9 protein-coding genes are annotated in these 14,292 nt (G+C 72.3%); 2 read left to right on the forward strand and 7 right to left on the reverse strand.

Translation table 11 applies throughout. The features are described 5' to 3' along the window. Position 1: 1 nt before the first annotated feature. The 3 genes from ACLII4_RS00215 to ACLII4_RS00225 all read right to left on the reverse strand — a co-directional run bounded on the left by ACLII4_RS00215 (position 2) and on the right by ACLII4_RS00225 (position 7,651). Positions 2-2,824, reverse strand: coding sequence for a phosphoenolpyruvate carboxylase (locus ACLII4_RS00215; RefSeq protein WP_412068874.1), 2,823 nt, complete (start codon positions 2,822-2,824; stop codon positions 2-4). Positions 2,825-3,238: 414 nt separating this feature from the next. Next, positions 3,239-4,723 carry a hypothetical protein gene (locus ACLII4_RS00220; protein ID WP_412068875.1) on the reverse strand — a complete coding sequence of 495 codons (1,485 nt, stop codon included), beginning with the start codon at positions 4,721-4,723 and terminating at the stop codon, positions 3,239-3,241. 66 nt (positions 4,724-4,789) lie between these two features. Next, on the reverse strand, positions 4,790-7,651 hold the full coding sequence (locus ACLII4_RS00225; RefSeq protein WP_412068876.1) for a TonB-dependent receptor domain-containing protein: 2,862 nt from the start codon (positions 7,649-7,651) through the stop codon (positions 4,790-4,792). Positions 7,652-7,969: 318 nt separating this feature from the next. Here ACLII4_RS00225 and ACLII4_RS00230 point away from each other — a divergent pair, with 318 nt between their 5' ends. Then, a complete protein-coding gene (locus ACLII4_RS00230) occupies positions 7,970-9,136 on the forward strand; it encodes a tetratricopeptide repeat protein (RefSeq protein WP_412068877.1) in 1,167 nt (388 codons plus the stop codon). A gap of 231 nt (positions 9,137-9,367) precedes the next feature. Here the strand turns inward: ACLII4_RS00230 and ACLII4_RS00235 are convergent, their stop codons facing one another. Then, positions 9,368-10,138, reverse strand: coding sequence for a LytR/AlgR family response regulator transcription factor (locus tag ACLII4_RS00235; RefSeq protein WP_412068878.1), 771 nt, complete (start codon positions 10,136-10,138; stop codon positions 9,368-9,370). A 291-nt stretch (positions 10,139-10,429) separates the two neighbouring features. On the opposite strand from ACLII4_RS00235, the gene ACLII4_RS00240 reads away from it, so the two are divergent. Beyond that, on the forward strand, positions 10,430-11,626 hold the full coding sequence (locus ACLII4_RS00240) for a DUF819 domain-containing protein (protein ID WP_412068879.1): 1,197 nt from the start codon (positions 10,430-10,432) through the stop codon (positions 11,624-11,626). Here ACLII4_RS00240 and ACLII4_RS00245 read toward each other — a convergent pair. From ACLII4_RS00245 to ACLII4_RS00255, 3 genes are all read right to left on the reverse strand, one after another. Continuing rightward, positions 11,619-11,945: a DUF971 domain-containing protein gene (locus ACLII4_RS00245; protein ID WP_412068880.1), complete on the reverse strand. Its 327-nt coding sequence runs from the start codon at positions 11,943-11,945 to the stop codon at positions 11,619-11,621. The genes ACLII4_RS00240 and ACLII4_RS00245 overlap by 8 nt on opposite strands. A gap of 76 nt (positions 11,946-12,021) precedes the next feature. Further along, on the reverse strand, positions 12,022-12,855 hold the full coding sequence (locus tag ACLII4_RS00250; RefSeq protein ID WP_412068881.1) for an SDR family oxidoreductase: 834 nt from the start codon (positions 12,853-12,855) through the stop codon (positions 12,022-12,024). Positions 12,856-12,990: 135 nt separating this feature from the next. Next, on the reverse strand, positions 12,991-14,145 hold the full coding sequence (locus tag ACLII4_RS00255) for an aminotransferase class V-fold PLP-dependent enzyme (protein ID WP_412068882.1): 1,155 nt from the start codon (positions 14,143-14,145) through the stop codon (positions 12,991-12,993). Between the last annotated feature and the right edge of the window lie 147 nt (positions 14,146-14,292).

Genomic DNA, 14,292 nt, shown 5'->3' on the forward strand with positions numbered 1-14,292 from the left:
GTCACCCCGTCGACTGCATCGCCGCGGCGATGGCGTTGACGGACAGCAAGAGCGCCTGGTGGAGCGCGTCCGCGGGCGCGTCCGTCGACCGCCAGCGGCGCATGAGGTCGAGCTGGATCAGGTTGAGCACGTCGGTCGCCGGGTTCCGATAGCGAATGGTGGCCGCAATCGCGCGGGCCGGGTCCAAGAGCGTGTCGCGGCCGACGGTCGCCAGCAGGGCCTCGACCGTCCGGTCATGCTCCGCGTCGACCGCGCGGAACGGCGCGCCGGGGGCGCCCCCCGCCTCCGCGAGCGCGCTGTACCGCTCGCCGACCACGAACCGCGCGCGTGCCAGCTCGCGCATCGCGTTGCCGGTGACGGCCTGGAAAAAGGGCCACGACGCCGACAGCTCGCGCAGGCGCTCTTGCTCATCATCGAGCACCTCCGCCAAGGCCGCGCCGACGCCGTACCAGCCCGGCGCGGTGTAGCGGGGCTGGGTCCACGAGAAGACCCACGGGATGGCGCGCAGGCCGGCGAAGTCGAGCTCGCCCATGCCCTTCCGCGAGATCGGGCGCGAGGCGATCGACAGCCCGGCGATGTGCGCGATCGGCGTCGCCGAGGCGTACCACGGCCAGAAGTCGGGCGCGTCGATCAACGTGCGGTAGGCCTCCATCGAGCGGTCCGCGAGCCGCTCCATCAGCGCGTGAACGTGGGGGGAGGGCGCGGCGGCGGTGTCGTCGCGGTGCGCCTCGGCGTCCGCGAGCGCGCCGAGCTGGGCGTGGACGATCTGTTCGAGGTGGCGACGCGCGATGCCCGGCAGCGCGTAGCGGAACGAGATGACCTCGCCCTGCTCGGTGAACCGGATCCGGCCCGTCTGGGCGACCGGCGGCATGGCGCGGATGGCCTGCCCGGCCCGTCCGCCGCCGCGGCCGACCGTCCCGCCACGCCCGTGGAAAAAGCGCAGGTCGACGCCCGCCGCGCGGCACGTCGCGGCGATCGCGCCCTGCGCCTTGTGCAGCGACCAGTTGGCCTGCCAGTACCCGCCGTCCTTGTTGGAGTCCGAGTAGCCGAGCATGACCTCTTGCAACCCGCCGCGCGCGTCGAGGTGCGCCGCGTAGACGGGATTGGCGAACAGCTCCGTCAGCAGCGCCGGGCCGGCCTCCAGGTCCGCAACCGTCTCCAGCAGCGGGACGGCGTCGATGGGCGACTCGATCGTCCCGTCCGCCCGCCGCCGCCACAGGCCGACCTCCTTGGCCAGCAGCAGCACCTCCAGCACGTCGCTCACGGCGTCGGTCATCGACACGATGTAGCTGCCGACGGACGCGGGCTCGGCCTCGATGGCCGCCTTCGCCACGCGCAGCGCCGAGAGCACCCGGTCCGCCTCGGGCCCGACCTCGCCACCGAGGCGAATAAACGGGCGCGGGTTTTCGAGCTCGCGCGTCAGCAGCGCCGTCCGCTCCGCTTCGCCCAGACCTGCGTAGTCGGCCTCGACGCCCGCGCGCGCCAGCAGGTCGGCGACGGCGGCTTCGTGGACCTCGCTGTGCTGGCGCAAGTCGAGCGCGGCGAGGTGGAAGCCGAACGTGGCCGCGCGAACGCGGGCATCGGCGAGCGTGCCCTCGTCGGCGAGCGGGGCCAGGCCGGCGGCGCGCAGGCTGTCCGCCAGCAGGTCGAGGTCGGCCGTGAATGCGGCGGCATCGTACGCCGGCGGCGCGTCGGGGCGGCGAGGCTGGCTGGCGCTGACCCTCGGTCGGCCCGAGTCGCCCTCGGGGAGCGCGGCGATGAGGGCGTCCAGCTTGGCGGCCATCTGCATCAGCTTGAGGCGGACCGGCTCGTGCGCGTTCTGCCGCCAGCGCCGCTCCGGCAGGTCGACGGCGTCTCGGTCGGCCTCGACCGACGCCCACAGCGCGTCCGGGAAGTCGACCTGCTGATCGCTGACCGACAGTTCGAGTTGGAGGTCGGCGAGTGCGCGGCGGTGCAAGCGGAGCGCGTCCTCGCGGTGCGCCCTCAGCGCCCACGCCGTCACCTCGGCCGTCACATTCGGGTTGCCGTCGCGGTCGCCGCCGATCCACGAGCGGTAGCGCAGGACCGGCGGGATGGCAGGCGCGGTGCCGTAGGACTGCCGGAAGGCGCGACGCAAGTCGGCGTGGACGCGCGGGACGACCTCCCAGATGCTGGTCGCCACGAAGTACAGGCCGTGGCGGATCTCGTCGCGGACGGTCACCTTCCCGGCGCGGACCTCGTCGGTCGCCAGCAGCAAGCGCAGGCGATCGAGCGCCTCGGCTTCGGCGTCCTCGGCTTCGGTCGGCGTCAGGTCGTCGCCGGTCAGTCGATCGAGGGCGGCGGCGGCAGCCTGCTGGTGCAAAAGGACGGTCCGGCGCCGCGCCTCGGTCGGGTGCGCCGTCAGCGTCGGCTGGATGTCGAGCCGGGCGACGAGCGCGGCGGCCGACTCGGCCGAGTGCCCCCGGGCCGCCAGCCCGGCCACGGCGTGCGCGATCGACTCCCCGCGCGGCGCCTCCGGCGTCGCCGCCATTTCGCGCTCGCGGTTGACGCGCACGATCTCGATCTGCTCGGCCTTGTTGACCAGGTGGAAGTAGGCCGTCAGCGTCCGCAGCACGGCCGTCAGCGTCTCCACGGACTCGCCCTCAATGGCGGTCGCCAGCGCGTCGAAGGCGGGCGGGCCGTCGGCGCGGGCGGTCGCCAGCCAGTCGGCCGCGAGGTCCGCGGGGCCGGCGCCGTAGCGCTCGCGCGCCACGCGCATCACCAGCCGCTCGACGAGCGCGACGCGGTTCGCGTGGACCTCGGTGAGCCCGGCGGAGGTGGCGGCGGCGAGGGCGGAGTCGGGCACGGGGCGAGGCGGCGGGTAGGCGCCGTACACGCCCGATGGCCGGCCCGGGTGCCCGGTCTCAGGCCGACCGCGAGCCCGGGCCGGGCGTTCGCTGAGGGGCGGTGGATGCACATGGCGCGGCCCGCAACGGACGCGATTTCAGCCTGTCGGTGCGGTCTTTCTCCCGACCTCCTGCCCTTCATCGTCGCCACTGCCGGCTTCCCCGCTCACCCCCATCCCCGGCGCGGCGGGCGATGCGGACCGGGTCGCCCTGCCGCGTGCCCCACCGACTCAGGGTCGCACGCTGCTCGCAAGCGACGCAGCCGACGTCTTCCCAGCGTGCCTCGGAGTACCGAGGTGGGGGACCTCGAAGGTCGCTTCGCCCTTCCGTCCCTTAACTCAGGAGACGAGTGGCGTCGAGGTCCCCCATGGGCCTCAGTGGAAGGGCAGGACGAGCGGCGACGTCTTGTTGGCCACCAGGACCGCGTTGAGGTCGTGGAGGATCGTCACCGTCTTGGCGTCCGCGTCGAGCGTGAAGGCGTCCATCTCCGTGACTGGCAGGAAGGCGGGGATGATGGGCTGCGTGGCCGGGTCGCCGTCGGTGATGTTCGTGTTGACCAGGATCTCGTCGAGCGGGACGGCCCATTTGATCCCCAGGTCCATCATCCGGCGCCCCTCGGCGAGGAAGATCTCCTGGCGGAGCAGGTACAGCAGCGCCAGCGCCTCGTCGACCGTGCCCACCGCGGCGATGTCCGCGGCCCCGACGGTCGTGCCCGAGATGACGGGGACGGCCACCACGTCGCTCCGCGAGCGCACCAGGCCGGCCCGCTGCGGGGCGCCCGGCGCCGACGCCACGGTCCACTCCGAGCCGTTCGGGCGCGCGCTGCCGCCCCGGTTCTGGCGCGGGTCGTCGGCGTCACGGAGCGGCGTCGTCTTGCGGCTCGCGACGACCCCGAGCAGGTCGGTCAGCGTCTGCCGGGCGCCGGCCAGGTCGCCGTCGGCGAGCTGCGCCTCGGCCAGGATCAGGAAGGCCTCCTCGCCCTTTAGGTAGGCGATGTCGGCGTACTGGTCGTCGACCGAGTTCGGCTCGGCGCTGTTGAAGAACTTCGGGTCCAGCACGTCGAGGCGGGGCAAGGGCTGGAGGTCGTTCTGCGGCCGCCCGAAGATGGCGAGCTGCACGTCGTTCTCGGGGTTGTTGATAAAGTCGTAGGTCGCGAACCGCAGGAAGTCGGGGTCGGCGGCGATCACGGCCTGGGCCGCCGCTCGCGCCGCGCCGGCGTCGCCGAGGTTGCGGTGCGTGCGGGCGAGCGCGAGCTGGTAGCCGACCCGCCGCTGGGGACTGGTCGAGAGCGAGATCGCGAGGTCGAACGAGGCGACCGCTCGGGCGAACTGGTCGGCGGAGGGGAGCGGCACGCCGCCCGAGTCGGCCGGCGCGAGGTGCCAGATCTCCCCGAGGTAGAGGTGGGCGATCCCGTTGAAGAAGTGGAGCTCGGCGAGCTGGTCGTCGGTCGTCGTCTCGTCGGCCACGGCCACGCGGCGGAGCCCGAACTCGGCCGTCGAGCGCAGGTCGTGGAGCTCGCGCATCGGGTTCTCGAGGTCGTCGTCGGCCGGGTCGATCGTCAGCCCGTCCATGAACTGGTTGAAGAAGGTCGACGTGTTGACGTAGTTGTCGGAGGCGATCTCGGCCGTGGCGATGTAGGAGCTCTCGAGGTCGTTGTTGCGGTTGTTGAGCGCCAGCGACATCTGGCGCTCCATGCCCCGCAGCCACGAGGTCATCGGGTCGGGGAAGTTGAGGAAGTCGTCCTCGGTGACGTTCGGGTTCTCGACGCCCGTCGGGTCGACCAAGTCGCACCCCGGCGTGGCCGAGAGGGCGAGGGCGAAGACGGTGGCGGCGAGGGCGGAGCGGAGCAGGACACGCATGGGATCGGGGGACGGGGGCACAGGGGGCGAGGGCCCGCCTCGGGGTCGGCCCCGAGGCGGCGAGCCTCAGAACCCGGCCTTGAGGTTGAACAGGAATTGGCGCGGCGGCGACTCGGTGCCGAACCCGAAGACGCCCAGGTTGACGCCGTTCTGGACGCCGCCCGTCCCGCTCTGCCCGTTGTCGCCGGTCACCTCGGGGTCGAACGACGAGGCCACCACGTTGAACGGGTTCACCGCGCGCACGCCGACCGAGAGCGAGCGCACGACGGGGTTGCGGAACCACTGGGGCGGCACGTCATAGCCGAGCGAGATCAGGCGGACTTTGAGGAAGTCGGTGTCCTCGACCCAGACGCCGGCCAGGTCGAAGAACGAGCCCTGGCTGAGCGCGGGGATGCTGCCGTCGGGCGCCGTCGGGAAGCGGTCCTCGTCCTGGACGCCACCGAAAAAGCGGAGCACGTCGTCGACGGCGATGCCCTGGGCGCCGACCTGGTAGTCGGCCGAGACGAGCAGGTCGAGGCGCCCGAACAGCTGGGCGTTGAGGCCGATCGTCCCGAACAGGTCCGGGAGCGGGCTGCCGAGCACCGCGTCGCGCTCGACGTCGACGAGGTTGCCCTCGGCGTCGAACGTCGGGCGGTCGCCGCGGAGGTAGCCGACCGGCTGGCCCTCCTCGATCCACTGGCCCAGGAAGGTGAACCCGCCGACCGAGAATGGGGCCGTCCCGCCGTTGTCGACCACCTCGTTGCTCAGCGTGTTGAGCGAGGCGTTGAGGCGGAGCGAGGCGTCGCGCCCGTCGAGCACGAAGGCCTGGGCGGCGAGCTCCCAGCCCGTGTTCAGGATCTCGCCCACGTTGAAGAGCTGGGCGCCGCGCCCCGAGGTCGGCACGAACGGGACCGTAAAAAGGGCGTCCTCCGTCCGGGCGTTGAAGTAGGTGACCTCCAAGCCCAGGCGGCCGCCGCTGAGGGCGAGGTCCGCGCCCGCCTCGATCGTCCGCACGCGCTCGGGCCGCAGGTCGGGGTTGCCGAACTGGCCGTAGGTGTAGGCGATCTCGCCCAGGAACGGCGTGGCCGTGACCAGGCGGTCGTTGGCGAACGGGGTCGGGAATTTGCCGGCGAAGCCGAGGTTGGCGCGCAGCTTCACGTAGGGCGCGACCGTCCGCAGGATCGGGCTGCCCTCCCAGAACGGCTCGGACGAGAGCACGTAGCCGAGGCCGACCTTGGGGTAGCCCACGATGCCGATCTCGTCGCCGAACGCCGAGTTGGCGTCGGCCCGGAAGCCGCCCTCGACGAAGTAGCGGTTGCGGTAGCCGATGTTCTCCTGGACGTAGACGCCGTAGTTGGCGACGACCAGGTTGAAGTCGATCGCCGTCTGGTCGGCGGCGTTGTTGAGCGACGTCGAGCCCTCGGCGATGTTGGTCGCCGTCAGCGCGTCCTGGCGGTCGTCGTCGCGGAAGACCTGGCCGCCGACCGTGCTCACGAACGAGAAGTCGCCGAGGTCGCCCTGGTGCTGGCCCGTCGCCTCGAGCGTCAGCCCGAGAAAGCGGCGCTGCGAGCGGATGAGCGTGCTGGAGGTGGGTGGGAGGCCGGCGGCGGTCAGGAACGCCGGGCCCTGGACCTCCTCCTCGGTGCTCGCCCGGTAGTCGAGGCCGATGACGCCCTTGAACGCCAGGCCGTGACCCGGCGTGAGGTCGAGCTGCTGGGAGGTCTGGAAGCGCCGCGTGTCGCCCGTGTAGTCGTAGAGCGAGACGAGCGACCGGATCGAGTCGCCGAGGACGGCGAGCTGGCCGGCGTCGAGCGTCGTGAGGTCGCCCTCCTGGCCGCCTTCGAGGCTCCCGAAGGTGGCGAGCCCGTTGTTGGCGTTCACGTCGCGCTCGAAGCTGAGCGCCGTGAACCCGAAGCTCCCCGCGTACTGGAGCGCGTTCGAGACGCGGCCGCCGACGGTCGTCCGCAGGCCGTACTGCTCCTGGCGGTTCCCCTCGCGGAACCCGTCGTCGCCGTAGAGCGACCCGGCGAAGCTGTAGGTCAGCCCGGCCACGCCGCCGTTCCCGCTCAGGCGGTGCTGCTGGCTCAGGCCGGCGCGGTAGAGCAGGTCGGCCGTCTGGTCGTACTTCAGGAAGTCCCGGGTGCCGACGATGGAGCCGGCCTGGCCCTCGTACGTCAGCGACGTCTGGCCCGCGACCCCGCGCTTGGTAAAGATCTGGATCACGCCGTTCGCCGCGTCGGACCCGTAGAGCGTCGTCGCGGCGCCGCCCTTGATGAACTCGATCCGCTCGACGTTCTCGATCGGGATGTCGGGGATCGCGCTCGACTGCGCGCCGCCGGTGTCGATGCCGAGCGCGGCGGCCGTGTTGAGGTTGTCGACGCGGACGCCGTCGACGTAGATGACCGGCGTCGTCGACGAGAACGCCGAGATCGGCCCGCGCGAGCGGATCAGCGAGGCCGTGCCGGGCTGGCCGGACGAGAACCGGACCTGGGCGCCCGGGAGCTGGGCCTGGAGCAGCTCGTCGAGCCGCGTCGCCGGCATCGCCTCGATCTGGCGGGGCGAGATGACCTCGACGGTCGTCGAGAGCCGGCGCGTCTGGACGGCCGCGCCCTGGCCCGTCACCACGACCTCGTCGAGGCCCAGGCGGTCCTCGGCCATCGAGACCGTCACGACGGACACGTCGCCGTCGCGGACGGTCACGGGGACCGTCGTGCGGCTGTACCCGAGGAAGGTGGCGACCAGCGTGTAGGTCCCCGCGGGGACCTCGGTGATCTCGAACTGGCCGTCGAGGTCCGAGGCCGCGCCCCGGCCCAGCTCTTGGACGAGCAGGCTCGCGGCGGGGATGGTCTCGCCGCTGGCGGCGTCGAGGACGGTGCCCCGGATGGTGCCCTGGGCGGCGACGGCGCCGGCGAGCACGAGGACGAGGAGGGCAGAGAAGACGTGGCGCATGAGAGGGTCCGGAAGGGGGATTCCCCTCAGCCTAGGGCGCGTCGCAGCCATCTCTAGCGGGATTGTTGCTCGCCGCGCGCCGGTGTCGCGAGTGGCCGGCGTGCCGATGCGAGTCGCACGGCGAGAGGGCACTAGGCCCGCCATGCCCGCGCGCGCCCCGCCTCGCGGGCGTGCCCTGCCCGCCGCGTTGGCCCCGGCGCCGAGGGTTCGCAACGACGGCCCGCCCCTTGGCAACACCCCGCTGCAGCTGGCAACACGGCGCGTACCTCACGGGCCGCCCGTCCGTGAAGGGAGCATGATGTCCTCCCGGTCCGACCCATGACACGCCCCCTCCTCCTCGCGTCCGTCCTCGTCGCCCTCGCCAGCCTCCACGCCCGCCCCGTCCACGCCACGCCCCCCGATCCGCCGGCCCCGGACACGGAGACGCTGATCCAGATGCCGACCGGGTTCGCGGCCCTCGCCGTCGAGCAAGAGGCGGGCGTCGACATCGCTCCGGCCGCCCGTGCCCTGCAGCGCGTCCTCGACGCCGTCCGCCCCCCGCCGTCCTCGGCGACGCCGCGCGACGTGCTCGGCGCCGTCGCCGAGGCGGTGTCGCTCGCCTGCCCGGAGCTCTCGACCGACCTGGGGACCGGGCTGATCAGCGCGGCCCTGGCCACAGGGCGGTGCGACTGCGACGTCCTGGTCACGACGTACCTCACGGTCGCCGACGTGCTCGGCCTACCCCTCTCCGCGGTGTTCATGCCCAGCCACGCGATGGTGCTGTGGGACGACGGCCGCCACCGCGTCTTCTGGGAGACGACCGTCCCCGAAGAGCGGCCCGAGTGGCTGGTCGCGTCGCTGGTGGCCGGGCGGGGCGCGCAGGCCGCCCTCCACCCCCAGACCCGGCGCGAGATGGTGGGGTACTTCGTCCAGCTCCGGGCCTCCCACTTTGTCGACCAGGGCGAGATCGCCCGCGGGATCGCCGACTACGACCGGGCGGCCGCGCTCACCCCGACGCTGGGGCTCACGTTCTCCAACCGGGGCCGCGCGCACCTGCTGGCCGGAGACTTCCGGGCCGCGCTGGCGGACTTCGACCGGGCCCTCGGCCTCGACCCGGCCTTCTCCGACGCGCTGTACGGGCGGGGCCTCGCCCAGCTCGCGCTCGGCCGGCCCGCCGACGCCCTGACCTCCCTCGCGGCGGTGACCGCGCAGGAGGGCGTCGTCGCGGACGTGCTGCACGTGGAGGGGCTCGCGTACCAAGCCCTCGGACAGGACGCGATCGCTCTGGAACGGTTCGACGCCTCGATCCGGTCCGACCCCAACGTCCCCCTGGTCTACGAGGCGCGCGGCGCGCTCCACGAGCGGGCCGGCAACCCGGAGGCCGCACGGTCTGACTACACTGCGTGCCTCCGGCTGGCGACCGGGCCCGAGCACGAGGCGCTCGCGGACGAGGTGCGCCAGCGCCTCGCCCGGCTCACGACCGAGGCGCCAGCGACCCGGTCGTGAGGCGTCGCCCACCCCGCGCGCGCCTCATCCTCAGTGACTGTCTCCTCATCAGAAACTGTTCGGGGAAGCCAACCCCTCGCTTTCGAGTCATCCCCGCGCAGGCGGGCCCCCGGAGGGAAGGCGCCAGCCAATCCACACGGCGGTGATCGGATGGCGCCCCCTCACCCTGTCCCTCTCCCAGAGGGAGAGGGGACGTACTTGGAGGGCTCGCGCCATTCCCCAAACAGTCTTTCAGCCCAGCGTCGCGCTGATCCGCTCGCGGTAGCTGCGGCTCATCTTCAGCTGCGTCCCGTCCTTCAGCAGCACGACGGCCCCTCCGTTGAGGTGCGGGACGATCCGGCGCACCCGGGTGACGTTGATGATCGTCGACCGATGGATGCGGACGAAGTGGCCCGAGTCCAGGTGCTCCTCGACATGGCGGAGCGTTTCGCGCAGGAGGTGACAGGTCCCGTTGCAGTGGAGGCTGACGTAGACCCCACTGGCCTCGACCCAGTCGACGTCCTTGGGGTCGAGAAACACCAGTTGGCTCCCAGAGCGGACGACCAACGGATGCCCGTTGGTAGAGGGGGGCGGGGCGGGGTCGCTGCCGTCCAACAGCGCCAGCAACTCGTCACGGTGCCGACGGACTTCGAGATGCTGGACCCTCTCGCGCGCGCGGTGGATAGCGGTCAACAGCCGGTCCGTGTGGATCGGCGACTCCAGACAGTCCACGGCGCCGGCGCCGAAGGCCCACAACCCGTCGCCAGCGCTGGCCCCCGTGACCACGACGGCTGGAGGCACGTCCTCCCCAATGCGTTCGAGCGCAGCGCGCGCGCCGTCCGGGGGCAAGTCGGAATCGAGAACCAGCAGCTGGACCGGTCGCGTGGCCAGGGCCCGCGCCGCCGCCAGGGTACTCCCACAGACGTCGACGACCGCGACGTCGGGGAATTGGTTGAGGCAGTCCGCTACGTGGTTCCGGGAGGCCGCGTCGCCTCCGGCGACGAGTGTGTAGAGAGGGTCCATGGGCCTGGACGATGACGATGCAGGGCCGCGTGTTATTATTTTAACAGACAGCATGCGTCTCCCAACGGATTCGGGGGCAAGGTGTTACACAAGGGGGGACAATGTGCCCCGACTTTCTGGCCCCGCTTCCCCAACAGGGCCGGCAGCGTCCCCATGCCCTCGCGGTGGCCGAGCCGTCCCCCCCCCACTTGGGGCGCCGCTCTGGAGCCCGACCGGTTCCACCCGACTCCCGGCCAGGCGTCCCTCAGGCCACCCCGAAGGCTAGCGGTATCGTACCGCTCCGCATCGCCGATGCCGATCTCCAGCCTGTTCGTCGCCGCCGTGCTGTGTGGTCTGGTCGCCTTGAGCGAGTGGCTCGTCCGCAGGACGCCCGCGCGCCACGTCGGCTCGGCGCTGCTGGTGATCCTGCTGACGGCTGTCGTCGCCAACCTCGGCGTGCTCCCGACCGGCTCAACGGCGGAGGCGCCGGTGCCCGTCTACGACGGCATCTTCTCCGTGCTGGCGCCGCTCTCGATCCTGTGGTTGCTCCTCGCGGTCGACCTGCGCGCGGTGCTCCGGGCGGGCCCGGCGGTTGTCGGGATGTTCCTGGTCGGCACGGCGGCGACCGTCGTGGGCGTGTTGGTCGGGATGTGGGTCGTGCGCGGGCCCGAGACCGTCGGGCCCCTCTTCGCCGCGCTCGGCGGGATGTTCGCCGGGACGTACACCGGTGGAAGCCTCAACTTCAACGCCGTCGCCATCGGCTACGACGTGATGCGCGACGGGCCGCTCTTCGCGGGCGCCGTCGCCGTCGACAACATCGTGACGACGGTCTGGATCATGGCCACCCTCGCCCTGCCTCGGCTGCTCCTCCCCCTGTGGCCGCGGCCGGCCGCCAGCGACACACTCTCCGGCGACGACCCATCGCCTGCGGGGCCCTTGCTCGGCATCGAGGACGACACCGAGACGCTGCACCCGCTCGACCTCGGGCTCGCGCTGGGCCTGGGCCTCGGCGCGCTGTGGCTCTCCGACGCAATCGCCGCCGCGCTCGCAGAGACCGGGCTCGCGGTCCCCTCCATCCTGATCCTGACCGTGCTGGCCCTCGTGCTCGCGCAACTCCCCGTCGTGGCCCGGCTGAGGGGCCCGCGCCTGCTCGGCATGTTCGGCGTCTACCTCTTCCTGGCCGTCGTCGGCGCGTACTGCGACGTCGTCGCCCTGCGCGGGCTGGGTGAGTTGGGCCTGACGCTCCTCGCGTTCACGTCGATTGCCGTGGCCGTCCACGGGGCGGTCGTGTTCGGCGTCGCGCGCGCGTTCCGGGTCGACCTCGCCATCGCCGCCGTCACCTCACAAGCCAACGTCGGCGGGGGGACCTCGGCGCTGGCGCTGGCGCGGAGCCTGGGCCGCGACGACCTCGTCCTGCCCGCCGTGCTCGTCGGCTCGCTGGGGACCGCGCTCGGCACGTTCGTCGGCTTCTGGGTGGCCGGCGTCGCGCTGCCCCTCCTGCTCAGCTAGCGGGCGCCGTCCGGTCGTAGCCGCGCAGGATCTCCCAGCGGAAGAGGCCCGAGCCGTGGCCGTCGCCCCACACGACCTGGAGCGCGTAGTGGCCCGCCGGACGCAGCTCCTCGATCTCGTAGGTCATCAGCGACGGCAGCTCGAAGACGACCGGGTCGATGGGCTCGGCCATCTGCCCGTGCCCGCCCCGGCACTCGGCGCATGGGCAGGCGCGGCGCAAGCCCTCGTACGAGTATGTCGAGACGTGGCCGTCGGCCCACCCGACGGTAAGCTGCTGGCGGTCCGAGTCGGCTTCGAGGCGGACAGGCTGGATGTTCAACGTGCGAGGTGAAACGTGGAAGGGTCGGAGGCCGAGAGCTGAAAAACGTTCAACGTCGCACGTTCGACGGTCTCACCTAGAGGAAGAGGTCCGGCATGAACTCGGTCGCGCCCGGGGTCACGGCGTAGCCCGAGAGGTCGGTGACGCCAATCTCCGCCAGCACCTCGTCGTCGATGTAGAAGTGGCCCGTCTCCGTCGACGGCTTCGTCAGCACGGCGTGCGCGGCGTCGGCCATGATGTCGGGCGTCCGGCTCATGTCGATCATCGCCTGCCCGCCGAGCGCGTAGCGGACGGCCGCCGTGGCGATCGTCGTGCGCGGCCACAGCGCGTTCGCGGCGATGCCGTACGCCTTGAACTCTTGGCCCCAGCCGAGAATGCACATCGACATGCCGTACTTCGAGATCGTATAGGCCACGTGGCCCTCGAACCAGCGCGGGTCGAGGTTGAGCGGCGGGCTGAGCGCCATCACGTGCGGGTTGCGCCCGGCCTTGGCGCTCGCCTTGAGGTGCGGGAGGGCCGCTTGCGTCACGCAGTACGTCGCCCGGGCGTTGACCTGCTGCATCAGGTCGTAGCGCTTCATCGGCGTGTTCTCGGTGTCCGCGAGGTGGATGGCGCTGGCGTTGTTGATCACGATGTCGATGCCGCCAAAGCGCTCGGCCGTCTCGGCAATCGCCTCGGCGACGCGGTCCTCGTCCCGAGCGTCGACCTGGAGCGCGAGGGCGTGCCCGCCGGCCTCCTCGATCTCGGCGGCGACGGAGTGGATGGTGCCAGGGAGCTTGGGATGCGGCTCCGCCGTCTTGGACGCGATGGCCACGTTCGCGCCGTCGCGAGCGGCGCGGAGCGCGATCGCCCGGCCGATGCCACGGCTGCCGCCGGTGAGGAAGATCGTCTTGCCTGCGAGGGTCGCCATCGGGGTGCGGAGGAGAGGGGCGGGAAGGTACCCGGCACACCTCACACGGTTCGGTGCGAGCGGCCCGCGTGGCTCCCTCGTCCCCGCCCTTCACCGGCCGTCCTGCCAATCGCCTCGTTCGCTAGCTCGCAGCCGCTACGCCTCCGCCAGCGCCGCCAGCAGGGCCTCGGCGTCGGCCTCGTCGTTGTAGACGTGCGGCGAGACGCGGAGCGCGGCGCCGCGCACGGACACCGACACGTTGCGAGCCGCGAGCGACTGGCGGACCGCGTCGAGGTCGGTCCCGGCGGGCGGCGCCAGCCCGAACAGGTGGCCGGCGCGGTGCTCGGCCGCCTCGGCCCGGTACCCGACCTCAGCTGCGCCCGACACGATCCGGTCCGCCAGCATCCGGCACCGCGCCTGGATCGCGGGCACGCCCCAGGCCAGGATCTGCTCCAGCCCGGCCGTCAGCATCGGGAGCAGGATGGGGCTCGACCGCTCGCCCACGTCGAAGCGGGCGGCGCCGGGGGCGTAGGCGTCTTGGTAGTCGGTAAGGCCTGAGAACTGATCGCTACCCGCGCGGCCGATCCAGTTTTCTTCGAGCGGCCGGCCATTCAGAAAGCGCTCGCCGAGCCACAGGCAGCCCGACGTGTAGGGCCCGAGCAGCCACTTGTAGCCCGCGCACGCCAGCGCGTCCGGCCGGACCTCGGCGACCGAGAACGGGAGCGCGCCGACCGACTGCGTCCCGTCGACCACGAGCGCCGCGCCGACCTCGCGGCACCGCACGCCGACCGCCACGAGATCGAACACGGTCCCATCGGCCCAGTGGACGTGGGGGACGGCGACGAGTGCGGTCTCGGGCCCGATCGCCGCCCGCAGGCGGGCGTTCCACTCGCCCCCCCGCCCGGGCGTGCCCAAGGGCGCTGGCGGGGAGACCGTCGCGACCGTCGCGCCGGACTCGTCGGCCAGCCGGCGCCAGGGGTAGACGTGACTCGGGAACTGCTCCGCCAGCACGACCAGCGTCTGCCCCGCCTCGACGGCGAGGTTCTGCGCGACGGTCGCCATCGCGTAGGACGCCGCAGGGACGAGCGCCACCTGCGCGGCGTCGCCGTCGACGAGGTCGGCGAACCGCTGGCGGCAGCGGTCGGCAGGCTCGAAAAAATCGGCGGGGGTGACCGCCGACGGGTCGTTCTTGGCGCGGACGCCCGCGATGCCAGCTGCTTCGCCCGCCTTGAGGAGCGGGCTCTGGTAGGCGCCATTGAGGTAGTGGAGACCGTCGGGGAGCGAGAAGAGCGAGCGCTGGGACGGGAGCACGGGCGACGGCGGGGTGTGGGGACGGGAGGATAGCGGAGCGCCTCTTGGGGAGAGGGGACTCCGCGAGCGGGGCCGGGGTCGACGACGCGCAGAGCAGCACAACCGAAGAAGCCCCCTTCGGATGAGGGGGCGGCCGGCAGGCGAGGG

This window comes from Rubrivirga aquatilis (assembly GCF_046845665.1).
Taxonomy (GTDB): domain Bacteria; phylum Bacteroidota; class Rhodothermia; order Rhodothermales; family Rubricoccaceae; genus Rubrivirga.

What these genes read in the sequence shown, in the direction of transcription:
- ACLII4_RS00220 (WP_412068875.1), bottom strand. Translation starts at nt 4,723, where the DNA reads ATGCGTGTCCTGCTCCGCTCCGCCCTCGCCGCCACCGTCTTCGCCCTC.
- ACLII4_RS00230 (WP_412068877.1), top strand. Translation starts at nt 7,970, where the DNA reads ATGACACGCCCCCTCCTCCTCGCGTCCGTCCTCGTCGCCCTCGCCAGC.
- ACLII4_RS00225 (WP_412068876.1), bottom strand. Translation starts at nt 7,651, where the DNA reads ATGCGCCACGTCTTCTCTGCCCTCCTCGTCCTCGTGCTCGCCGGCGCC.
- ACLII4_RS00250 (WP_412068881.1), bottom strand. Translation starts at nt 12,855, where the DNA reads ATGGCGACCCTCGCAGGCAAGACGATCTTCCTCACCGGCGGCAGCCGT.
- ACLII4_RS00240 (WP_412068879.1), top strand. Translation starts at nt 10,430, where the DNA reads ATGCCGATCTCCAGCCTGTTCGTCGCCGCCGTGCTGTGTGGTCTGGTC.
- ACLII4_RS00235 (WP_412068878.1), bottom strand. Translation starts at nt 10,138, where the DNA reads ATGGACCCTCTCTACACACTCGTCGCCGGAGGCGACGCGGCCTCCCGG.